At 39.4% G+C, this 23,926-nt stretch carries 21 protein-coding genes; 12 read left to right on the forward strand and 9 right to left on the reverse strand.

Going from position 1 to position 23,926, the window contains the following annotated elements; genetic code table 11:
* Positions 1-10 precede the first annotated feature (10 nt).
* Together PSPO_RS17550 and PSPO_RS17555 are read left to right on the forward strand one after the other, a co-directional pair.
* On the forward strand, positions 11-1,417 hold the full coding sequence (locus tag PSPO_RS17550) for a protein adenylyltransferase SelO family protein (protein ID WP_010559243.1): 1,407 nt from the start codon (positions 11-13) through the stop codon (positions 1,415-1,417).
* A 75-nt stretch (positions 1,418-1,492) separates the two neighbouring features.
* Positions 1,493-2,182 (forward strand): diguanylate cyclase domain-containing protein, encoded by a 690-nt coding sequence (locus PSPO_RS17555; RefSeq protein WP_084616588.1) that lies wholly within the window; start codon positions 1,493-1,495, stop codon positions 2,180-2,182.
* A gap of 58 nt (positions 2,183-2,240) precedes the next feature.
* On the opposite strand, the gene PSPO_RS17560 is transcribed toward PSPO_RS17555, so the two are convergent.
* Positions 2,241-2,480 carry a hypothetical protein gene (locus tag PSPO_RS17560; RefSeq protein WP_010559241.1) on the reverse strand — a complete coding sequence of 80 codons (240 nt, stop codon included), beginning with the start codon at positions 2,478-2,480 and terminating at the stop codon, positions 2,241-2,243.
* A gap of 232 nt (positions 2,481-2,712) precedes the next feature.
* Here PSPO_RS17560 and bfr (PSPO_RS17565) point away from each other — a divergent pair, with 232 nt between their 5' ends.
* The 5 genes from bfr (PSPO_RS17565) (at position 2,713) to PSPO_RS17585 (ending at position 7,675) form a co-directional block, all read left to right on the forward strand.
* Complete coding sequence (gene bfr / locus PSPO_RS17565; RefSeq protein ID WP_040642549.1) at positions 2,713-3,183, forward strand: bacterioferritin; 471 nt, start codon at positions 2,713-2,715, stop codon at positions 3,181-3,183.
* Positions 3,184-3,186: 3 nt separating this feature from the next.
* Entirely contained in the window at positions 3,187-3,669 is a 483-nt protein-coding gene (gene bfr / locus PSPO_RS17570; RefSeq protein WP_010559239.1) for a bacterioferritin, read from the forward strand.
* Between the two features lie 270 nt (positions 3,670-3,939).
* Positions 3,940-6,180 carry an acyl-CoA dehydrogenase gene (locus tag PSPO_RS17575; RefSeq protein WP_010559238.1) on the forward strand — a complete coding sequence of 747 codons (2,241 nt, stop codon included), beginning with the start codon at positions 3,940-3,942 and terminating at the stop codon, positions 6,178-6,180.
* A 299-nt stretch (positions 6,181-6,479) separates the two neighbouring features.
* Positions 6,480-6,857 carry a cytochrome b562 gene (locus tag PSPO_RS17580; protein WP_010559236.1) on the forward strand — a complete coding sequence of 126 codons (378 nt, stop codon included), beginning with the start codon at positions 6,480-6,482 and terminating at the stop codon, positions 6,855-6,857.
* A 176-nt stretch (positions 6,858-7,033) separates the two neighbouring features.
* Positions 7,034-7,675 (forward strand): outer membrane beta-barrel protein, encoded by a 642-nt coding sequence (locus tag PSPO_RS17585; protein ID WP_010559235.1) that lies wholly within the window; start codon positions 7,034-7,036, stop codon positions 7,673-7,675.
* A 43-nt stretch (positions 7,676-7,718) separates the two neighbouring features.
* On the opposite strand, the gene PSPO_RS17590 is transcribed toward PSPO_RS17585, so the two are convergent.
* Positions 7,719-8,321, reverse strand: a complete 603-nt coding sequence (locus PSPO_RS17590; RefSeq protein WP_010559234.1) for a DUF6058 family natural product biosynthesis protein — start codon at positions 8,319-8,321, stop codon at positions 7,719-7,721.
* 146 nt (positions 8,322-8,467) lie between these two features.
* On the opposite strand from PSPO_RS17590, the gene dapA reads away from it, so the two are divergent.
* Together dapA and PSPO_RS17600 are read left to right on the forward strand one after the other, a co-directional pair.
* Positions 8,468-9,382, forward strand: a complete 915-nt coding sequence (dapA, locus tag PSPO_RS17595) for a 4-hydroxy-tetrahydrodipicolinate synthase (RefSeq protein WP_010559233.1) — start codon at positions 8,468-8,470, stop codon at positions 9,380-9,382.
* Positions 9,383-9,488: 106 nt separating this feature from the next.
* Positions 9,489-10,754 (forward strand): DEAD/DEAH box helicase, encoded by a 1,266-nt coding sequence (locus tag PSPO_RS17600; RefSeq protein WP_010559232.1) that lies wholly within the window; start codon positions 9,489-9,491, stop codon positions 10,752-10,754.
* 137 nt (positions 10,755-10,891) lie between these two features.
* Here PSPO_RS17600 and PSPO_RS17605 read toward each other — a convergent pair whose 3' ends face one another.
* Entirely contained in the window at positions 10,892-12,481 is a 1,590-nt protein-coding gene (locus PSPO_RS17605) for an AbgT family transporter (protein ID WP_010559231.1), read from the reverse strand.
* Between the two features lie 104 nt (positions 12,482-12,585).
* Positions 12,586-13,371 carry a Rossmann-like fold-containing protein gene (locus PSPO_RS17610; RefSeq protein ID WP_010559230.1) on the reverse strand — a complete coding sequence of 262 codons (786 nt, stop codon included), beginning with the start codon at positions 13,369-13,371 and terminating at the stop codon, positions 12,586-12,588.
* Between the two features lie 118 nt (positions 13,372-13,489).
* Here PSPO_RS17610 and rluF point away from each other — a divergent pair, with 118 nt between their 5' ends.
* Both rluF and PSPO_RS17620 read left to right on the forward strand, forming a co-directional pair.
* Positions 13,490-14,371 (forward strand): 23S rRNA pseudouridine(2604) synthase RluF, encoded by an 882-nt coding sequence (gene rluF, locus PSPO_RS17615; RefSeq protein ID WP_010559229.1) that lies wholly within the window; start codon positions 13,490-13,492, stop codon positions 14,369-14,371.
* A gap of 195 nt (positions 14,372-14,566) precedes the next feature.
* A complete protein-coding gene (locus PSPO_RS17620; protein ID WP_010559228.1) occupies positions 14,567-15,547 on the forward strand; it encodes a hypothetical protein in 981 nt (326 codons plus the stop codon).
* Positions 15,548-15,959: 412 nt separating this feature from the next.
* On the opposite strand, the gene PSPO_RS17630 is transcribed toward PSPO_RS17620, so the two are convergent.
* The 4 genes from PSPO_RS17630 to PSPO_RS17645 all read right to left on the reverse strand — a co-directional run bounded on the left by PSPO_RS17630 (position 15,960) and on the right by PSPO_RS17645 (position 19,951).
* Positions 15,960-16,703, reverse strand: coding sequence for a type 2 periplasmic-binding domain-containing protein (locus PSPO_RS17630; RefSeq protein ID WP_010559226.1), 744 nt, complete (start codon positions 16,701-16,703; stop codon positions 15,960-15,962).
* A gap of 127 nt (positions 16,704-16,830) precedes the next feature.
* Complete coding sequence (locus PSPO_RS17635; RefSeq protein ID WP_010559225.1) at positions 16,831-17,634, reverse strand: DUF1338 domain-containing protein; 804 nt, start codon at positions 17,632-17,634, stop codon at positions 16,831-16,833.
* A gap of 74 nt (positions 17,635-17,708) precedes the next feature.
* Positions 17,709-18,731, reverse strand: a complete 1,023-nt coding sequence (astA, locus tag PSPO_RS17640) for an arginine N-succinyltransferase (RefSeq protein ID WP_010559224.1) — start codon at positions 18,729-18,731, stop codon at positions 17,709-17,711.
* A 14-nt stretch (positions 18,732-18,745) separates the two neighbouring features.
* Entirely contained in the window at positions 18,746-19,951 is a 1,206-nt protein-coding gene (locus PSPO_RS17645) for an aspartate aminotransferase family protein (protein WP_010559223.1), read from the reverse strand.
* A 138-nt stretch (positions 19,952-20,089) separates the two neighbouring features.
* On the opposite strand from PSPO_RS17645, the gene PSPO_RS17650 reads away from it, so the two are divergent.
* Positions 20,090-20,518, forward strand: coding sequence for an Lrp/AsnC family transcriptional regulator (locus PSPO_RS17650; protein ID WP_010559222.1), 429 nt, complete (start codon positions 20,090-20,092; stop codon positions 20,516-20,518).
* 39 nt (positions 20,519-20,557) lie between these two features.
* Here the strand turns inward: PSPO_RS17650 and PSPO_RS17655 are convergent, their stop codons facing one another.
* The gene (locus PSPO_RS17655; protein WP_010559221.1) at positions 20,558-23,860 is read right to left on the reverse strand and encodes a methyl-accepting chemotaxis protein; all 3,303 of its coding nucleotides are present in this window, start codon (positions 23,858-23,860) and stop codon (positions 20,558-20,560) included.
* Between the last annotated feature and the right edge of the window lie 66 nt (positions 23,861-23,926).

Consider the following 23,926-nt stretch of genomic DNA (forward strand, 5'->3'; position numbering starts at 1 on the left):
GGGATCGTTTATGTCTTTAATTCAATACTATAGTGAACTACCTGACGCGTTATTTCAATCGATTAAACCAGAGTCGCTGGCACAGCCTAAAACTATTGTGTTTAACGATAAGTTAGCGTCAAGTTTAACCCTGCCTGTTAGTTTTAGTTCAAAAAACCCAGAGATTTTAGCGGGTAATGAATTGATTGATTCGTGCAATCCTCTTGCACTTGGCTATGCGGGGCATCAATTTGGCAATTTAACCCCGCAGCTTGGTGATGGCCGTGCGCATTTATTGGGTCAAGTGAGAGCAGAGAATAGGTTACATTATGATTTGCAACTTAAAGGCAGTGGGCGTACGCGATATTCGCGAGGTGGCGATGGTCGCTCAACACTTAGAGCTGCCCTTCGAGAATATGTCGTAAGTGAATACCTGCATAAACTGGGTATTGATACAACGCGCAGTCTGTACGTGGTTGCAGGCGACGATAAAATTATGCGCGATGATCTTGAGCAAGCCGCAGTGGTATGCCGAGTAGCAAAAAGTCACTTACGCATTGGCTCGTTCCAATACGCGGCGATGCATCAAGATAGCGCTGTATTAAAAACACTCGCCGATTTCACAATAAAGCAACTGTACCCAGAACTTATTGACCATGAAAATCCATACCTCTCATTGTTTGATGTTGTAAGTGACCGATTAGCTGATCTAGTAGCAAGTTGGATGGCTAATGGCTTTATTCACGGGGTTATGAATACCGATAATGTTTTATTAAGTGCAGAGAGTATTGATTTTGGCCCATGCGCATTTATGGGAATCTATAAACCTGAGCAAGTGTTTAGCAGTATTGATAGGCAAGGGCGCTACGCGTACCGTAATCAACCAGGCATAATGCACTGGAATCTTGCGCGCTTAGCCGAAAGTCTTATTGGACTTGTCGCACAAGATGAAGGCAAGTCGATATCGCTACTTTCAACTGTATTGAATTTGTTTCCACAAAAATATGAAAGCTATTTCCACCAGCGAATGTGTGAAAAACTTGCTCTTGACCCAAAAGAACAACAATCAAAACCAGTTGTTCAAGCATTATTGAAGTATCTCGAACAGGAACAAAAAGATTTTAATGGTGCGTTTAGCCAATTGGCAATGACGGAAAAACACATACATGCTGATTTTGATATTGTTCAATCAGAATGGTTTAAGTTATGGCAATCACAGCGAAAATTGGACTTAATACCCCGAATGTGTCATGTTATAAAAAATGCATATTTTTCCAACAGCGACATTGAAACCTTGCTTGATAAGTGTGTAACTAACCCCAAGCAGGCAACTCAAACCATTTCGCATTATTTTGCATTATTAAACAATCAAAGCGCTAACGAACTTCACGCTAATCACCCGTTTGATACGAGTTATCGTACGTTTTGTGGCACATAATCACGTTAACCCATTGCACACTGCTATACTTTGAGGAAAAGCCCTATTAGCAGTTAAGCAGAGCCGAGAGCAGTTATGATAGACGTAATAAAGCAACAAATTAGAAGGCGTATGTTTTGGGACTTAATTGCGCTAATTTTGTTGTTTGTTGTAAGTTACTTTTTGTTCTTGTTGTTCAACGTAATTGATTGGCTACATCATATCAGCCACGAAGTTGGAGTTAGGGGGCTCGCGGAAGTCATTCCTACGCTGTGCGTTTTGAGTTTGGGGTTTTCAGCATATGCTTACAGACGTTGGCAAGATACAAAAGCGTTTTCGCTTTACGCTGAAGAGTTGTCAATGATTGACCCAATGACCAACTTGCCTAACAGACGTGCGGTGCAACGTATATTAAATCAAGCAAACGAAAACAAAGAATACCCAGTAGGGGTGTTGTTAGTCGACATTGAAGGGCTTGAGAATATTCGCTCTTTACTTGGTCAGACCGTTGTTGAACACGTTTTAATTGAAATTTTATACCATATCTCTAAAGAGCTAAGTGGCGACCAGCTAGTAGCGTATTGGCAGGCAGGACAGTTTATTTGTGTATGCCCAGGGCTTGAACAAGGTGATGTTGAAGCATTAAAGAAACGTTTTGAAGCAATTTCAATCAATAGAGACAAATTACTCGGCCAACCATTAAAATTTAGTTGTGCAGCTAGCTCTGTGTACAACAAAGCTGAGTTAGAAAACCTATTTACAGAGCTTGAAGACCAATTAATTTAAGTTTACTAAATGACTGTGTTAACGAAGTTTTACGAACAACACAGGCGAGATTTCCTGATTAGTTTAGAACTAACACGATAATATCGTTGTTGTTAATGCCGTTGCATTGATGTTGATGTATATCGCTTTTGCTCGTTTTCAACACACATGACTCAAACCCGAGTGTTTCACACTTGTCGTAACACGCCAATTTTCTAGTCCAGCCAGTGTATTCTTGCATAAGAATATTGAGTAAAAACGTACTTGTGATAACCAATAATAACGTAACTGCAATGGCTTTTTTAAATGCAATTTTCATAGTGCTAAACCTTCACAACTCAATAATTCAAGTTTAGTACATTGTTAAAAATTGCATAGTTCAAACTTGGGTAATAAACCAATTAAAAATCATTTTCAATAGCCTTTAAAATTGCTTAAACATTTTAGCTAGGTTATTGAATTTTTAATATAAAAACAGTCTTTTAGATCCCTTGTTTCTCGTTTTATATGCGCTAGAGTTATTACATCTAATATCGCGTAGAGTAATCGTAATGAAAGGAAATAAAGACGTACTGATGACGTTAAATCAAGTGCTTACACACGAATTAACGTCAATTAATCAGTTTTTTTTACACGCACGTATGTTTAAAAATTGGGGCCTAGAGGAACTAAATGAAAAGGCCTATAAAAAGTCAATTAAAGACATGAAGCAAGCGGATGATTTGATTGAACGCATTTTATTCTTAGAAGGCTTACCAAACCTTCAACATTTAGAGCGTTTGCGCATAGGTGAAAACGCTACTGAAATGCTTGAATGTGATCTTGCTATGCAAATGGACCAAGTTCCATTATTAAAACAAGCAATCGCATTGTGTGAAGACAAACAAGATTACGTTAGCCGAGAATTGCTCGAAGATATTTTAGAGTATGAAGAAGATTATATTGATTGGTTAGAAACACAGCTTTCACTGATCGGTAACATCGGTATTGAAAATTACCTACAAAGTCAAATTGAGGAGTAAGTAATGAAAGGCAATCAGAAGATTATTGATTTACTTAACCGCCAGCTTACACTTGAGTTAACGTCGATGGATCAGTATTTGGCGCACGGTAAAATTTATGAAGATTTAGGCATTGAAAAACTACACAAGCAATTAGCCCACGAATATGAAGAAGAGCTAGAACACGCCAATAAATTGATTGAGCGTATTCTATTTTTAGAAGGAACACCGGACACGGCGTCACGTAAACCAATTAACGTTGGCAGCAATGTGCAAGAAATGCTCGAAAACGACTTAGCAGCAGAGCACACGGTTCAGCAAAGTCTTATCGAAATCATTAAAGTATGTGAAGACGAAAAAGACTATGTGACACGGGAAATACTCGAAACCTTACTTGATGATACCGAAATGGATCATATCTATTGGTTAGAGCAGCATCTGAACTTAATAAAACTGATTGGATTACCAAATTATATTCAGTCTCAAATGAAAAGTGATGCCCCCTAAAAAAGGCCTTTATGGCCTTTTTTATTATCGTTCTGCTTTATAGTTCTGTTTAAATTACAGCCTGTGCTTTGCTCTACTGCGCAAATTTACCCCACAAAAACATGCTCAAATAACGTTTCAGCGTACATGTGTGTCTATTTAAAAATTATGTAAAATCAGTGATGTAACTACTAAATGTAATAAATTTATTAATTTTTTTAACTAGAGTAATTGATCTAAACAAAATTTTATGACGTAATGTATAAAAATTATCTGGTCGGATGAGTAGCCATGAGTTTAAGAACAAGTTTGAAAAAAGTATTACCAAGTATCTCTGTAACAGAGCAAGAAGCCTTAGATGCAGGCGATGTTTGGTTGGAAGGTTCAATCTATCAAGGTAAGCCTGATTTTGATGCGTTACGTGCAGTGCCTGAAGCAAAACTAAGCGATGAAGAGCAAGCATTCCTAGATGGTCCAGTAGCGCAATTGTTAGACATGATTGATGAAACTGAGATCCAAAGTTCAAATCATTTACCTGACAATATTCTAGAGTTTATTAAATCAAATCGCTTCTTTTCACTGATTATTCCTAAACAGTATGGCGGTTTAGAGTTTAGCCCATATGCGAATTCAACAATTGTTGCGACTATCGCCACAAAAAGTACAGCTGTAGCAGTAACCGTAATGGTACCAAACTCACTTGGTCCGGGTGAGCTATTAATGCACTATGGTACAGAAGAGCAACGTCAGCACTACTTGCCTAAATTAGCTATCGGCCAAGATATTCCATGTTTTGCCCTAACAAGCCCTGAAGCGGGTTCTGATGCTGGCGGTATTCCAGACCAAGGTATCGTAACGATGGGCGAATACCAAGGCAAACAAGTACTTGGTTTAGAGTTAACTTGGGATAAGCGTTATATCACGCTTGCACCAATTGCAACGGTACTTGGTCTTGCGGTTAAAGTAAAAGATCCACAAGGGCTACTTGGCGGCGAAGAAGATTTAGGCATTACTTGTGCGCTAATTCCAAAAGATCATCCAGGTGTTGAACTGGGTAATCGCCACAACCCAATGGGCATTAAATTTTACAATGGTACAACACGTGGTCAGAGTGTTTTTGTACCGATGGAATTTATCATTGGTGGTCAAAAGAACATTGGTCGCGGTTGGCAAATGCTTGTAAGTTGTTTGGGCGCGGGACGTGGTATCTCATTACCAGCGTTAGGTTGTTCAACTGCCCACGTAGCACTTAAATCAGCGTCTGAATACGCAGCAGTGCGTGAGCAATTTGGTTTAAGCATTGGCTTATTTGAAGGTATTCAAGAAAAACTGGCTGATATTGCGGGCAAAACGTACTTACAAGAAGCAATGCGTGTATTAACAACAGAAGGTTTGGGCTTAGGCTTAAAACCATCCGTTGTAACCGCAATTGCAAAATACCATATGACAGAGCTTGGCCGTGACGTTCTAAATTCAGCAATGGATATTCAAGCCGGTAAAGCAATTCAATGCGGTCCGCAAAATACCTTAGCGCAAGGCTACCTTGGTCAACCAGTTGCAATCACAGTAGAAGGTGCAAACATTCTTACGCGTAACCTTATGATCTTTGGTCAAGGTGTAATGCGTTGTCACCCACATCTACAAAGCATGGTTGAATCAATTCACAGTACTGAAAAAAATGCAGACGCTACGTTCCGCGGCTTGTTAACTAAAACAATTGGCTACAGTGTTGGCAACAGTCTAAGTGCATTTACTAAAGGTTTACTGCCATTTACTGCAGGCGCGAAGTCAAAACTGTCTGAAGTGCGTCAGTACGAAAAAGCGGTAAATAAACTTTCAGCAAAACTTGCAGTATACGCAGACTTCTCATTACTTGTACTTGGCGGCAAACTTAAGCAAGCTGAACTACTATCAGCGCGTTTAGGTGATGTAATGAGTTACTTATACGCAGCAATGGCATCAATTCGTTACTACGAGCAAAAAGTGTCTGCTGAAGACCGTGCACAAGCAGCACCATACTTCCATTACGCAACACGTTGGGCCATTGCACAAGCTGAAAACGCAATCAGCGATTTCTTAGCAAACTTCCCATCAGGTGCAACACGTAAGTTTATGCGCTTGATAACAGTAACTTACTCTGAAAGCTCAATGCGTATCAGTGATGATTTGGTAAGAGAACTTGCGCATCAGTGTCAGTTAAATACCAAATTTAAAAAGCAATTAACGCATTTAGTGCATGCTTCGAATGGCGATGGACACGACATTAATCAGCAAGCGTATCTCGCTAAACTAGAGTGTTTAGAGATGCTAGCTAAGATTAAAAAGTCGCTACGTAAGAAAGAAATTAAAGCTGGCGTACGCTTCGCTGAAACACTCGATAACGCATTGGTAGCAAACGTTATTACAGCTGATGAGTATAAAATGCTGGTCGACTACAACGTAAAACGTGAGCTTGCAATACGCGTTGATGAATTTGATTTTGATATGAATTTACTAAAGCCAGAACAGGCAAAGCTAAAACAAGTTAGCTAATTAGAATCCTAACGTACTTGCAAAGCCAATCCATGTGATTGGCTTTTTTTATGTTCTTGTTACAATAGGCGCGATTTTTGATACCAATTCTGTTAAGTGTGAGACTAGGGATAGCGCTGGATAAATGAAATGGTAACAAGGCATAATATTTCTTATGTAGTTGTTCCACATTGATAAATTCTAACGCCGTTAGCATGATATTTATCCCGCGAGGATGAGCAGCTACTTAAGTGAATTGGTATTAGTATCACGGCACTATTAATTAGAAACCTTAGCGATTTAGGTAACAAGAGAGCAGTATGAAAAAAACCTTCCTTTTATCGATTTTTATAATGTGTTTTTCACTCTCAGCTGATCAATCAGAGCTAGCGTTAGTGATGAAAGAAATGGCACTAAGTTACAAACAAGCCAAAACAGCGCAAACATCAGATGAGTTGCTTGCTCATTTAACCGATATTGAAAAGGCCTTACGTAAGTCGCAACAAATTGGCTTTAACCGTGAATCACAGAAATCGAACCAAGGAATCGAGCGTGTACTTAAACACGTTGCGTTAATTAAGCAAAACGTAAACGACTTGCCAACTGCTAAAAAACAATTGACCGAAATTGATAAATTACGCAAGCAATATCACAAAATTCATGAGCCCAGTTTCTGGCAGCTATTATTTGGTAGCTAACTGTTAATAATTGTAATTTGACTTGATAAATCATGTTTCAATTTGCATTATATTGCGCCGTTATTCGGCATTTCTTCTAAAACCTTGATAACGTCTTAGCACTTATCTAACAGATAAGCGCTTTTTAATCGCTTCTGGTGTGCGATCACCGTTTTATTTTCATTTTAAGGACAATAATGAAACCCTTAACTTATTTATTTCTTCTCATCGTCAGCGTGTTTTCACTTAATTCATATGCAAAAAACCATAATCAATTTGCATATTACGGATTGAGTTTACAACAACAAAAATTTAAATCGCTTGATTTTAAACCAGCAGTTGTGGACGAAAACCTAGGTGAATATAAGTATAAATCTAGTGATAGTGGTTTGGGTGCACGGGTTTTAGTTGGCTTTCAATTTAACCGATTTGTTGCCATAGAAGGCGGTGTGTCGCGTTTTGGGATAGCCGATTTCAAAGTGTCAGAACAAACCACCGATAGCAAAGGCAAAAAAACAAGTACGACAAAGCATAAAGGCGAATTTGAAACGTTAGCGGCAGATTTACGTTTGGTCGGTACATTGCCTATAAATGATAAGCTATTTTTAAAAGCGCAAGTGGGTGTGATCGGTTGGGACAATAAAATGGAGCAACTGATATATCAAGATAGCGCATTAGCCACACAAAAAATTGACGACCGCGGCACGTCTGTAGTAAGTGGGCTGGGAATCGGTTACGGCATCAGCAAATCAATGGCGCTTACCCTAGATTATGAGAAAACTGAAATCGCTGAAATTAAAACCGATACTTTAAGTGTGTCGTTACTGTTCCGATTTTAGATTTGGGTACTTAGCGATATGTTTAATATCGCTAAGTACCCGACTATAAATCTTTCAGGCGCTTGAGTAATTTATGGGCATTTGACACACAATTTAGCTGCTGTGGTGGGTAGCTTAAAGTGCGCTCAAGTAGACGCAAACATTTACTTAACTGTACGTCGCCTATTTCACAGTTATTAACTAAGTAATCTACCGCTTCTAGCGCAACAATTTCATGTATAAAGCCATTTGCTGTAATAACGCCATATTTACCTGCCAAAAATAATTGCCAATGGTTTTGAATTTGCTCTTCAAGATTTTCAAAGTATTCGGCGTTAAGTTCAAAGCCTTTTGCCGCCAAATCGTTTACTGATTTTGCATATTGCTGATAGAACAAGGTATATGCTTGCGCTGAGCTCAGCTCTGAGTGATTTTTTAACAAATCTATCCATTTAGTATAGCCTCGGGCGTAATACTCTTGCTCTTCATTGAAATCACAAATGCCAAAAAACGAGCTCGACTGCACTTGGTTTTTTAAATGATAGGCAGCGCTTGGCAAAATACAGGCGTCTTGCCACTCATTTAAGGTGTGCTCTTTTACCCCTGTGTGTAGAGAAAGCTGTTTTAACGAGTAGAAATAATCTTCGAAGTATTCGGATATAGCCATTGCAAAATAATTAACTGTATGTTTGTACAGTTATCTTATCGTAACCAATAAAAATAACAACAAATTTTAACTAAGACTTGTTACCTACTTACGTGACACCTTGTTTATGGTTAAAATAGTGCAAATTTTTATAATGATAAGTAGCTATGACAAACGTTGCCACAATTAAACAAGCGAGTCTAATCACCGCAATTAAAACGCCTTACCACAGCAATGGCGAAATTGATTTACCCACTTACGACATGCTAGTTGAAAAGCAAATCGAAGCCGGTGTAGATGGCATTATTGTCGGTGGTACAACGGGCGAAGGCCAGTTAATGAACTGGGAAGAGCATTTAATGCTTATCGCCCACAGTGTTAACAAATTTAAAGGCCAATTACTTATTATTGGTAACACCGGCAGTAACAATACTAAAGAAGCAATTAAAGCCACACAATATGGTTTTGCAACAGGTATGGATGCAGCACTTCAGATTAATCCCTACTACGGACGCACGTCAAATCAAGGGGTTATTGCTCACTTTGAACGTGTATTAGCGATTGGCCCTGCATTTATTTACAACGTACCTGGGCGTACGGGTCAAGATTTAACACCTGATATTATTGAGCAGCTTGCTCAGTCAGAAAACTTTATTGGCGTAAAAGAATGCGGCGGTAATGAGCGAATTGAATATTATGAAAGCAAAGGCATTGCATGTTGGTCTGGTAACGACGACGAAGCCCATGAGAGTCGCCATAAAGCCAAATCACATGGTGTGATTTCAGTTACGTCAAATTTAATTCCGAGTGTATTTCGTGAATTAATGGACCGTGAAAATAATGAACTTAACGACCAATGCCAGCAATTAATGGCCTGGTTATTTTGTGAGCCAAATCCAATTGCGATTAATACCGCATTGGCGTTATCGGGCGCGGTAAAACCTGTGTTCCGCTTACCGTACGTGCCGCTTAACGATCAGCAAATCGAAACAGGTATGGGATTAATGCGCCAGTTTGAAGATAAGCTTGTTGGCGATTCGCTTAGTCAACTCGCACAAAGCGATTTTATCATCACCCCATAACGCCCGTTTTTATAAAAGCGATCGGTTAAACGCTCGCTTTTAGCTATTCTGCACCGTACTTTCCTTGTTATAATCAACGTAATTCCCTCAATAGGTTTCCAATATTATGAATTTCAAATCCTTTAGCTTTGCTGACTCGATTTTATCAGCACTAGAGAAAATGGGTTATGAATCACTAACGCCAGTACAGAAAATGGCGATACCACATGTACGTCGTGGTCACGACGTGCTTGCAAGTGCGCAAACAGGCACAGGTAAAACAGCAGCGTTTGCGCTGCCGATCATTCAAAAGCTACTTGATAGTAACGCCAATGGCGAGTCAATTCGCGCTGTGATTTTAGCGCCGACGCGTGAACTAGTTGATCAAATTGATCACAACATTAAACAATTTACGGCGTTTAACAATTTAAAGTCGGTTGCAATTTTCGGTGGTGTAGAGCACGACAAACAAATTAACCGTGTTAATAAAGGCTGCGATATTCTTGTCGCAACGCCAGGGCGTTTAATTGAACACTTACGTAAAGGCAATTTCGCGCTTAATAACGCGTGTTATGTCGTACTTGATGAAGCAGACCGTATGCTAGATATGGGCTTTCGCTTAGATATTGAAACCATCTTAGAGCAATGTGACAAAAATAAACAAACATTGTTGTTTTCAGCAACGTATCCGTCGGCAGTTAAACAGTTTGCTACAAAAGCACTTAAAAATCCGAAAATTGTTCAGGTAAGTAGAGACAACGAAACGGCGAGTACAATTACCCACGTTGCGTATCCCGTATCAAACGACAGAAAATTAGAGCTATTGTCGGAGCTTATTTGTCGTAAAGGATGGAAGCAAGTACTGGTTTTCGTCAACATGAAAGAAGATGTACAGTTAATTGTTGACGAGCTTACACAATACGGCGTTACTGTTGGTGTGATGCATGGCGATAAAAGCCAAGGCAATCGTCGCCGCGCCTTACGTGAATTTAAAGACGGTAAAACCACTATTTTAGTGGGTACGGAAGTCGCGGCTCGCGGCTTGGATATTGCCGGACTACCACGCGTAATTAACTTTGATTTGCCATACCTTGCTGAAGATTATGTTCACCGCATCGGGCGTACAGGTCGCGCCGGGCAAAAAGGCTTTGCTATTTCATTAGTTAGCCGTGAAGAAGAGCACGTACTTGCGCAAATTGAAGACTTAATTCAAGACAAAGTTAAGCGTATTTATTACCCTGGCTTTGAAGTAAGTAACCGTGATGGCTTAATTAAAAAAATCGGCAAGAAAACCTCGCTGCAAAAGCGTATTCGTTCGAATCGAGCAACGCAGTACGGTGCAGAAGCCAAGATGCAAAATCGTCAGAAAATCAGAAAAGCATTTAAAAAGTAACAACTAAGTTTAATATTTCGTTGTTATCGAGTAGCTGAAAAAGCGAAAGTTAAATACAAAAAAGGAGCATTTAATGCTCCTTTTTTATTTCAAATTGCTAATAGCTTACGCCAATAGCGCTTAGCAAGCTTAACCTTCTATGGCGTATAGTAGATTGGTGAATTAGGGCCAACTGGCATACCTAGCACGAATACCCATAAGTAGAATAAACATACCCAGCCTACAAAGAAGAACATTGAATATGGCAGCATGGTTGCGACAAGTGTTCCTATGCCCATATCTTTTTTGTATTTGGTTGCCACCGCGAGGATTAAGCCAAAATAACTCATCATTGGCGTGATAAGGTTAGTTACCGAATCACCAATACGGTAGGCTGCTTGAATTGTTTCAGGCGCATAACCGATAAGCATTAACATAGGTACAAATATTGGCGCGGTGATTGCCCACTGTGCCGACGATGAACCTAAACTCAAGTTAACCACTGCACACATAAAAATAAACAGTACAAATACTTCAGGGCCAGTTAAGTTTAACGCAGTTAACATAGCCGCGCCTTTAACCGCTAAGATAGTACCTAAGTTGGTCCATTTAAAGAATGCAACAAATTGTGCAGCGAAGAATACTAACACAATGTACATACCCATTGAGCTCATACTTTTAGACATGGCATCAATGATATCGCGGTCATTTTTCATTGAACCAACAACGCGACCATACACAAAACCAGGAATAGCAAAGGTTACAAAGATAAATACAACAATCCCTTTTAAGAAAGGTGAACCGGCTACTAATCCGGTTTCTGGGTGACGTAGAATGCCGTTTTCAGGCACGATTGTTGTGGCAAGTACGGCACACGTCGCTAAAAAAGCAAGACCAGCGTAACGTAAACCTTTACGTTCAACGTCAGTTAAGTGGTCGATTTTGTTATCCGCTAAATCAATGCTTGCTTCATCATTGTTGTATTTACCTAAGCGAGGCTCAACAATTTTTTCCGTTACCCACGTACCAACAAAGGCGATTAACACCACTGAAATGGCCATAAAGTAATAGTTTGCTTCTGGGCCTACTTCATATGTTGGGTCAATCATTTGTGCTGCTGGCGTAGTAATACCCGCAAGTAATGGGTCAATTGTACCCAGCAACAGGTTGGCACTGTAACCACCAGAAACACCGGCAAACGCAGCAGCTAGGCCTGCTAACGGGTGACGACCAAGGCTGTGGAAGATCATTGCAGCTAACGGAATAAGTACGACATAACCAAGTTCTGACGCTGTGTTAGACAAAATCGCAGCAAACACTACCATAAACGTTACTAGGCGTTTTGGCGCACCCATTACCATGCCGCGCATTGCCGCTGATAACATACCTGAATGCTCTGCAACACTTACGCCTAATAATGCAACGAGTACCGTACCAAGTGGCGCAAAACCTGTGAAGTTAGTAACAAGTCCAGTCACGATACGTTGTAAACCTTCAGCGCTCATAAGCGATACAACTTCAATAACACCATCTGGTGCACGACCTTTAGCACCTTCTGGGCGTGGATCAATGGCGCTAACCCCCATCCAATCTGCAATACCGCTGAAAATAACAATAGCAACACAGAACATTGCAAATAGGGTGATTGGGTGAGGCAGTAAATTACCGAGGAATTCGACGGTTGCTAAAAAGCGATTAAACAACCCTTTATTTTGGTTATCTTGAGAGTTTACTTCTATCGTTGACATGAATAATAACGGTTAATATAAAAATGCCCGCAACATACCATAATACGTAGATATTACCAAGGCTGATGCGGTTAACCGCGCGTTACGCTGCCAAACAGCGGCGATTATTGCTGTGCTAAGAAGTCAAACCACTGCTGTTGATATGCGGCTAGTTTAATGTGTTTTTTCGACAGCAAATGGCGTTGCTTGTTTTCCTCAGATGTAAACGGGCCGACACGACATAGCGGGCAATAACCGGTTTTATTAAAAGTAAAAGGGGTAAATTGATTTATCACCGATTCTGGTTGTGTTACATCGGAGTAGCAATAAATAAAGCCTTTAGTGTCTTTAACCTGTTTATCACGATCAACATTACGAATTTGATAGTCAGGAAAAAGTGAATAGTTAAACGCTTGTTTACCCAAGTAAGCGATTGATGTGTCGGTAACAAGATCAGTTTCTATCTGCCAATGGCTATAAGGTTTAACTTCTTTTGAAGTGATGTAACTGAGACGTGCACCGTTTTTATCTAAAAAGTAGTCAAAACATGCAAGTAAATAATTACGTAGCAAGTTACGATTTACAATATTTTGATTTGGGGCCTGATCAAACGCATCTTTTGACTTAACTGCAGGAACAAGCGGAAATTGAAAAATCACTAAGTCAAACGCACCGCAAAGGGTATTTGGCCAGGTTTTAGCGTTTGTTATATCAAGTTCATAATGTACATTCGCATTTAATCGATTTAATCCGTTAATGCCATTTTTACTGTATTTATCCATAATGGTTGCTTTCGCATCTAATACTGACGCTGATAAATGTGTTATTTGATGATGAGCAAGTAACGAATACGAAAAGGTGAGGTCGCCATCGCCAATGGTAAGAATACGCCAGTTGGGTTTTAAGAACATAAAATCAAAGTGCTAAAACAAAAACGCTATTCTAACATGTGCATTTACCTGAGAAAACGCAAGCGTTTTAAATGTGGCTGAATTACAATAGCGCCATAGATTATTTAGTTGTTTAGATATGAGTGAATTAAAACGCTTAAACAAATATATCAGTGAAACTGGTATTTGTTCACGTCGAGAAGCAGATACGTTAATCGCAGAAGGTAAAGTTACGGTTAACGGAACAGTTGCTGAAATGGGCTTAAAAGTATCTGATGCTGATAACATTACGGTTAACGGTAAGTCATTAAAGGCAAAACCGAAACGCGTTTATATTGCATACAACAAGCCTGTGGGTGTTACCTGCACAACCGAAAAGAAAATTAAAAGTAATATTGTCTCTGCAATCAATTACAAAGATCGAATTTTCCCAATTGGCCGCCTAGATAGACCGTCAGAAGGGCTAATCTTTTTGACCAACGAAGGCGATATCGTCAACAAAATATTGCGCGCAGGCAATAATCACGAGAAAGAGTATATTGTCACAGTCGATAAGGAAATCGACCAGCGTTTTGTTGAAAAGATGGCGTCAGGTATTCCTATTCTCGATACCATTACAAAACCGTGTAAAGTTAAACAACTTGGCAAGAAACGCTTTAATATTATTTTAACACAAGGGCTTAACCGACAGATCCGTCGTATGTGCGAGTACTTAGGATTTGAAGTAATTAAGCTAAAACGTGTTCGTATTATGAATGTATCGTTAAATGATTTAGCGGTGGGACGTTGGCGCTTTTTAAGCGACAGTGAAATGGCGCAAATTAATGCATCAATTGCCGATTCAAGTAAAACGCAAGAACGTTCAACGGACCACAATAAAAAAGCGAAGAAAACGTTTAAACCTGTGCTAAATGAAACCTCAAAAGCCAGCGAAAAACCGCGCGATAAACGCAAGCGTCAAGAGCAATCTAGAAAACCAGCTAAGCGCCTTTCAGGCACGTTAAGTTTAAAACGCAAATAAACAATGGGTGCGAGCCACCTATTTTTGCACTGGAATACCTTTAATAACGCATTTATGTGTAAGATTTATCTATCTCGCATGCGATTTATTGCACTGTAACCAAGCAGCTATCTTCATAACATATCAACAAAAATTAAGCATAAATGATTACATTAGACTACGCTTTTAACACTAGGTTAAAAACTGAGAATAACTGTGCGTACACTGATTTTATTAGCTTTGTTTGTTGTTTTTTTAGGGCAATTAACGCCACGCTTTGAAATCATCAAATCGATATATCAAATTGATTTGATAGCCAGTCTACAAACCCAGTTTGCGATGCTATCAATCGCACTAAGTCTACTGTTGGGCTTTTGGAATCGCACCGTGATGGTAATTTTTCTACTTGTTAGTGGATTACTGATTGCTGCAAATTTTAATGCCTATCTAAACAGCACATTGTTTATTAGCAAAACAGAAGAGTTAGTTAACCAACGTGAGGGCGATGCGATAAAAGTGTTGCAATACACGTTTGATGATTCGCTCGACTTGGCGCTTTCACCGATTTATCAAGAAATAACACAACAAAATGCCGGGTTAATAATTCTTTTCAATGTCAATGAATTGCATATCAATCAATTAAAAGCATTAAGTGAAGGGCGCTTTAATTACGGTATTCGCAAAAAAGAAAGTCTGCCAAGTAATATTGCCATTATCAGTAAGTATGCAATCAGTAAAAAGCAAAAAACCTCCTTTTTAGATGAAAGAGGGGATTTGGTGTCTCTTGGCATAGTATTTAACAAGCAAACTCTCGATATATTTGCAATGCACCCACCGAGACCGACAACAGAGGTTAATTGGCGACGTCGCAATTTAATGTTGAATACATTAGAGGCGCGATTAAATAATGGTGATAATACGTCGCCTTATTCTTTGGTTGTTACCGAGCTGTATACAACGGTGTGGTCTAAGTATTTTCCAAATTTAACGAACTTACGCTCATGTGCTTATACAATGGGACTTTATGGCACTTGGTATGCAAAGCCTTGGTTAAAGTCTTTGGGTGGGCTAGGTGCAATCAATACAAGTCATTGCTTTTTTAGTTATCGATTAAAAACAAATAACTTAGAGACTCACCAAGTGGCACATTCAGATAATAATATTGTTACGTACTCGGTAACAATACCAACAACTTAGGGACTAAAAATTTTATGGTATACAACCATCACGCTAATTAAGATTGCGCTCGCGAGCGGCAGTAAACTGAACATAAGCCATACATCATAACTGACTAAACTACTTGCGCTGAATATATTGCGCACGTTACCAGAAGAAATTAACGATACTGGAAACCAACTTAATGCGGCGTATAGTCCAATATTAGCAATGCTCTGTTGAAAAAATGTTGAATGTGCGATTAATTTTGCAGAGCAGGCGACGGCAACTAGGCATAGCATGATGACAAAGGAGCGATAGGGAACATGCCAAAAAATCTCATTAGAATGTTGAAGAAAATCAACATCTAAAAGAATAAAACACCCGCTGACAAGCGCTGTCATAAATGAAGCTAGCAGACAATATTTATGTGACATGTGAGAGAAATAAAATACTAATGAACAGGCATAGTATAATTTAGTAGGCGTTGTTTCCAGTGTTTCGTAAAGTCTTCACAGATTAAAATTGAATTTAACGTTAAATATAAGCGGTTATTTTGGCTTTTAGGCAACATGATATGGCGAGTAAATGTATCGTGATGTTTTTCTGCAATGTAGAAGTCGTTGTGGTCTTGTTTACTTAAATAAAGAAAGGTGTAATAGCTCAATATCGCAGTATCGATACGCTCTTTTTTCAACATATCAAATAATTGCGTTTCGCTTTGTGTATTTACGCGGGTTAATTTTTGCTGATTTGCTAACGAATCAACACCTACGTATTTAAAGCCGTGAATGCCACCAACCCGTTTGCTTTCAAGATCTGATAATTCGTTCACAATCACAGGGTGCTTACTTAAGCTCACAAATATATCTTGATCGGACATCATTTTCGGCGTCCAATGATAGCGTGATTGAGTCGGATCTCTAAACCACTTGGGATTAACACCAATGACTACACCGTTTAGTTTGTTTTGTTTCAAACGATGGTCGATGCGTTTTCGCGGCATGTACACCAATTTAAACTGATAGCCAGAATTCATTTGGTTGAGTAAATCGACGAACTCAAAATATAATCCTGATTTTTGTTCCAAGTCGATAACGTAAGGCGGCATATTATGATAGGTATATACCTCAACTTGGTTTTGTCTTGCGGTTAGTTGCAAAGGTAAGATAAATAAAAGCAGTAAAATATATTTCATCAATTGGTATTTAGGCTCTTGATAAACACGCTTTCTAAATAATAGCGGCAGTTACAACACGGTTTATTAAGTATAGTGAGCGAATAATAAAAAACGAGCCATTGGCTCGTTTTTTATTATCTACCAATTAGCGTGCGTTGGTACTTTCAAAAATTTTGTCTGCCGATGCTGCAACAAAACCGGTGTAAATATCGCCATCTGGTTTTGCGTAGCGTAGGGCAAATTCGTAAAAACAGCTAGGGATCGCTTTAACACCGTCGCTAAATGTTACGTCTGCTTTGTCAGCAAGCGTTGAAGACTGCTCTAGCAGTACTTCTGGTGAACCTTTGATCTCGCCACCTGAACTGTTTAGTTCAAAACCGGCATCTTTAAGTGCTGTGTTTACAGCTTCAATTGTTTCAAAGTTAGCGAGGTGATTAATGCTAACCGTAAAGTGATTTGCACGGTAACCCCAAGCAGCAGTCCATGCAGCGTATTCAGATTCTTCTAATAGTGTTGCATAGGTCGCTGAGTCAATTTGCCAATGCGCACCTGAGTATAAGAAATTATCAGCAGTAATTGCGTCTTCGTCGATTTGCTCAACTAATGCGTGAATTGTTTTTTGTAGCTCAGGCGAAAACTTTTCAACAAGTAATTCAGAAATAAACACTTTTGGTTTAGTCGGATCGCTGTGCTCAAAATGCTTTGCATACAGTTTTTTAGCTTCAAAATGATACTCGCCACACTCTGTGTAGCCGACAGCTAAAAAGTGTTGTGCAAGTTTTTCAAGGCCCACTTTTTCGATATTAAATGTACGTAATGCAATGTGGTCATTAATCACGTCTGTTTGCTGCGTATCACCTAATAACTTGTGAACTTTAACTGCTGATGGCGTTACGTCTAAATAGCTTTGCCATAAGTTTTCAAATAATGTATCTACATTGTTGTGCATAATGTTACCTTTGTATTAGTGAACAGGGCGACCTGAACACTGTAATTGTGTATTAAAGTAGGTTTAAGCACGACCTAACTTAATTTTAAAATTCGTATTGAATCGCCACACCCAACGTTAAGCGCTGATGCTAATTCGCTGTCGATGATTGCCGTATCATCATTATCATCAATCGAAATATCACAGCTAAATACGGCTTTAAATGCATTTACTTCAAGGTTTGCAATCGCATAGGTATCAACACTTTGGCCTTTACCAATTTTCACCGTAAGCAAACGGCTTTCTCGTACGCTTTTAATGTTATCCATTTGCGCTTCAACCGTTGGCCCTGCATCAAATAAATCAACATAACCGCGAAATTCAAAGCCTTCTTTTTCTAGCAATCTTAACGCAGGTTTTGTTTTATCATGAACATTACCGATGACGGCTTGAGCGTCTTTGCTGAGCAAATTGGCGTAAATAGGGTATTTAGGCATCAGTTCGGAGATAAATACCTTATTGCCCGTGCCAATTAAATGATCAGCAGTTGGGAAGTCAATTGAAAAGAAGTGTTCTTGTAACCATTGCCAAAATGGTGAATGGCCATTTTTATCAGAAACACCACGCATTTCTGCGATTACACGGTTTGAAAAACGTGCTTGATGCTGGGCCATAAATAAAAAGCGAATACGTGATAGAAAACGACCAGCTAAACCACTGCGGTGTGATTCTTTCAAGAACAAGGTACAGATTTCAGTGGCACCTGTGTAATCGTTACACATGGTGAGAATGTCAACTGTGTTGTAAACACCAAGTGTACTTGAGTGATGAACTGTCTTGCCCATATGATAATGGTAGAGCGGTACATCAAGTCCAACAGCAGCTTCGATTGCCGTAGTGCCCACAATTTCACCTGTATTGGTGTCTTCTAATACGAATAAGTAGCCTTCATCGCGTGGAACGCTTACGTCTTTTTCAAAACTCTCCACTGCGCGATTAATTTTACTTTCGAGTAAATCATCGCAAACAGGGAGTGATGTAAAGCCGTGGCCAGACGCTTTTGCTACTTCTTTCAAAGCAGCAAAGTCATCTTTTGTAATTGGTCTAAGTACTAACATAGCCAGCTTGGTTATTAACCGTTAACAACCGCCGCTACGGCTTTTTCAAAACGTGCTAGACCTTCAGCAATATCTTCATTTGGAATAACTAATGAAGGTGTGAAACGAACTACGTCTGCACCTGCTACAAGGGCCATTAGGCCGTTATCTGCAGACGCTACTAGGAAATCGCGAGCACGACCTTTGTAACTATCGTTAAGAACTGCACCGATTAATAAACCTTTACCACGTACTTCACTAAATACATTATATTTAGCATTAATAGCATCTAACCCTTCACGGAAAAGCGCTTCTTTTTGGCTAACACCGTCAAGCACATCTGCTTGGTTAACAGTATCGAACGCAGCTTCTGCAACTGCACACGCTAGAGGGTTACCGCCATATGTTGAGCCATGAGTACCAATTTTAAGGTGCTTAGCGATTTCAGTCGTGGTGATCATCGCACCAATTGGGAAACCGCCACCTAATGCTTTCGCTGTCGTAAGGATATCTGGAGTTACACCTAAACCTTCATACGCATAAAGTGTGCCTGTACGGCCAACACCTGTTTGCACTTCATCAAAAATAAGTAGTGCATTGTGTTTATCGCATAACTCGCGAACACCTTGGATAAATTCAGGTGTTGGTGAAATAATACCGCCTTCACCTTGCAGTGGTTCAAGCATTACAGCACATGTGTTGTCATCGATAAGTTTTGCAAATGCATCTAAGTCGTTGTAATCACAGTGAACAATATCACCAGGCTTAGGACCAAAACCGTCAGAGTAGGCCGCTTGGCCGCCTACCGTTACGGTAAAGAATGTTCTGCCGTGGAAGCCTTTGTTAAATGCGATAATTTTTGATTTTTCTGCACCGAAGTTATCAAGGGCAAAACGACGTGCAAGTTTAAGCGCCGCTTCGTTTGATTCAGCACCTGAGTTTGCAAAGTAAACTTTGTCAGCAAACGTTGCATCAACTAACTTTTTAGCAAGACGAAGTGCTGGTTCGTTTGTCCATACGTTAGATAAATGCCAAATTTTTTCTGATTGTTCTTTTAGCGCATTTACTAAAGCTGGGTGACAATGGCCTAAACAGTTTACCGCGATGCCGCCTGCAAAATCGATAAACTCTTTATCGTTTTGGTCCCATACACGTGAACCTTCACCTTTAACTGGAATTACCGCTGAAGGAGCATAGTTAGGTACCATTACATCATCAAATAAAGCACGATTTACAGCCATTATTCTTTCCTCAATCTTGTTGTCTAATTACTTAAAATTTAATTATTTCAATTATTGAATCAATTAAAGCCATTTTGTAGTGTAAAAATAACCATATTAACGATATTATTTATCAAATTGTTTATATTTTTAGTTAATATGATTAGTGATACAGATAAAAGTTTAATTAATGCGCTAAAAGAAAACGCGCGTTTGAGCGTTTCAGACTTAGCTAGAAAGCTATCTTTAAGCCGCTCAACCATACAAAACAGACTTGCCCGACTGGAGTCTACTGGTGTCATAACTGGTTACAGCGTAAAGCTTGGTGAAGATTATTTAAAAAATAGAGTGAGCGCCCATGTATCCATTAAGGTTAAACAAAAATTAACAACACAAACCAATGTCGAATTAAAGCGATTCACCGCTATTTCGCAGCTCTATGCAATAAGCGGAGAGTACGACTTAATAGCAGTCGTAGAAGAAAGCTCGTTAGAGCAACTGAGTCATACACTCGACGAAATCGGTAATTTAGATGGCGTAGAGCGCACTACATCTTCTGTTATTCTAGAAACCAAGTTTAAGCGCTAATTGCAAAAACTCGGTCTAAAATATTACGCCACGTAATGTTTATGCGCGTCTACTAGCTGGGATCAGCTCTCCTGAAATCATTGGTGTCGGCTCAGTGGGGTTGTTGGTTTTAAAGTATTCCAGTAAGTGATTCATATTGTTCGCACGCTCAGCCATTAAGTTAGCGGCTGCCATGGTTTCTTCTGTTACCGCTGAATTTTGTTGGACGATAGTCGCTAATCGCTGCACAACCACATCGACTTCTTTTAAGCTATGGCTTTGATTGTTTGAGCTTTCACTGATTTTATGAATACTTTGATTTACTTCTTCAACGCGCTCCACAATTTGTAATAGCTTCTCACCAGATGCAACCGATAACTGACTACCTAAATGGACTTTATCGTTACTGTCAGAAATAATATCGCGAATTTGCTTTGCCGATTTGGCACTGCGACTCGCAAGTTCACGCACTTCATTTGCAACCACGGCAAAACCACGTCCATTTTCACCAGCACGCGCAGCTTCCACCGCGGCATTTAGTGCTAATAGGTTAGTTTGAAAGGCAAGTCCGTCAATTACTTCAACAATTTCATTAATACTCTTACTGGACTTTTCAACTTCTTCAATGGATTGCTGGGTTTCAAGCGACAGTGATTTACCTTGTTTGGCACTTTCTGTGGCAATGTTACTTTGCGATACCGCACGTTTTGATTGTTCTACGACGCCGTATACTTCTTCGAGTAATGTTTTAGTGCTGGCGCTTGCTTGTTCTAGGCTTGCAGCTTGTTCTTCCGTGCGCTCGCTTATTTCCGTATTACTGAGCGAGATTTCTTTCGCACACTGTTTTACTTCTTCGGCAGACGCTTGAATATTGCCTATTACATCGATTAGTTGTTTTGTTGTGCGATTTATATTCTGCTGTAGTTGCGAAAAAATACCATGGAAGTTACCTTGCATTTGTTTGCTCAAATCACCATTCGCTAACGCCTCTAAACTGGTAGAAACCTCGTTAATGGCCGTGGCTGTTGCCGTCACAGAGCTATTGATATCTGTTTTCAGCTGCGCTAAATCACCTTTAAACTCAAGTTCAATAAACTGCGTAAAGTCACCTTTTTTCATCGCTTCGGCGACATCGCTAAGTGATGCGATAACTTCTTTAACACTGTCGACTGAACTATTAATATTGGTTTTTAACGCATCTAACTGTCCTTTCATATTAGCGTCTATTTGTTGGCGATAATCGCCTTGGCTAATACCATTCATTACCGCGCTAATATCGTTGATGGCGTGATTTACCGATTTGATACTGATATTGACATCATCTTTAAGGCGCGCGAACTGACCTGTCATTTCACTTTCAACCTGAGAGCTAAAATTACCTTCACTGACGTTTGCCATAACAAATGAAATGTCGTTAATAACAGTAGAAATATTTAGAATGGTTTGGTTAATTTTTTGTTTTAACAGATCTAATTGGCCATTGAGTGGCACACTAATCTGCGCGTCAAGATTACCATCACTAAGTTCTGCCATCGTGTAATCTATGGTATTTATGGCGTTGTTAATGCTTGAAATAGTTTGGTTAATTCCTTGTTTTAGTTCATCTAACTTACCGTTACAGTCAACCGTCACTTGTTGTTCAAAGTCGCCTTGAGCCATAGATTGCATGACATTAACTATGTCACTTATTGCTAAATCTAACGTCGATAACGTTGAATTAATATTGTCTTTTAATGTATTTAAATCGCCTGCCATAGGTGAATTGATGGTTTTATCAAACTTACCTTGAGACATTGCGTTTACGACTGAGTTTAACTCTGACATCGCTAAGCTTATGGATTCTGCGCTATCGTTGGTTGCTTGTTTAAGTAATGCCAGTTCGCCTTTACATTCTGTGGTTATGCGAGCGTCAAAATCACCTTTAGCAAGTTGTTGCATAACGCGATTGGTGTCCATAATTGATGCTTGTAAACTCGCAAGCAAGTTGTTGAAAGCACCCGCCGTATCGCCAATCTCATCGTTATTCATTTCAGTCGTACGTTTCGAAAAATCACCGGTATTTTCAACGCTTTTCATTAATTCAGATAAATGTTTAATCGGTGCTGCTAAAAATGCAGCAAACTTAGGTGCTGTGTATGCAACAGCCGCAATCACTAATAACAGCACTAAGGTAAGAATAAGTGCAAGTCTATCAACTGCGGCAAATGCTTCACTTTCATCAATTTCGGCTAATAAGCTCCAGGTAATATCGAACACCTCAAGTGGTTGATAAGTTGAAAGTACGGGGTTGCCGTTGTAGTCATCAATAATTTTTTGCCCCGCCACGCCTTGTAATGATTGTTCTATGGCATAGGTATTTACACTGCCTTTTTCTGGGTTTCTAAATGAATTAATTACCGAGTGATTTTCCGGGTCAAGATACGAGTCTGAGCGCATTAACTTATCAGGGCCAACAAGGTAGGTTTCGCCGGTTTCACCTAGACCATCACGATTACTCATAATGTTATTTAGTGCATCAATCGAAAGCTGAAAAATTAAGGTAGTATCGCGATCAATTGGCATTGCGATAAAACTTGCTGGATTGTTATATGAGGGAAAATAAGGTTGATAATCAATAAACGCAACGTTATTTCCTGTTTTTATGCTCTGTGACTTTTTGAAAACACTGGCGATGTTGCTATTGGCATAAGGGCCGTCAAGTAGCGATGTCGCAAAATCTAACTCTTTATAAACAGAGTAAATAATATTGCCGGTGCGATTATCAACAATAAACAAGTCATAAAACTCATAATATTCAGTTAGATTGGTAAAATAGTTATGATAACGGCTGTGCACATTATCGTAAGAATCACCTATACCGCTTGTAAGCAGCTGCTGTTTACTACCAATTGGATTAGCATTATCTAAAATGTAACGAGTTTGTAGCGCAACCGCGGTTGTACTTAAGGCATCAAAATTGATGTTAAGCTGCTGAACATTCGGGTTTGTTTTTTTAAATTCATCAAAAAAAACTGTATCGTAATAGTTTTTGAGCGCAGGTTTTGCATTGTTATTGGTATTAACCTCAGCAAATGCGCGTTGAAATTCGATGGCGGCTGACTTTGTCGTGGGGCTCAGTGCGGTAGTTACTAGCTTTAGCTCAACTTGTTTAAAGTAGCGCTCGAGCCCACTTTTTTTAATACTGCTTATCGCTGATAACTGGTTATAAACTTGTGATTTAATAGCGATTGAAGAGTTGTAATAGGCAATAATAAACACAATTAGCAGTGGGATGACTGCAACAACTAAAAACGACAGAGTTAACTTTTTAGATAAGTTAATGTTTGCAAAGTATTGGCGTAAAGTTAGCGGTAACCTAGTCATAACCTTCCTTAGTGCTAATCCATGAATGAATTAATCAGTATTAAGTCCTAACTAAGTCTAAAACAT

The sequence above is a fragment of the Pseudoalteromonas spongiae UST010723-006 genome (genome assembly GCF_000238255.3).
Taxonomy (GTDB): domain Bacteria; phylum Pseudomonadota; class Gammaproteobacteria; order Enterobacterales; family Alteromonadaceae; genus Pseudoalteromonas; species Pseudoalteromonas spongiae.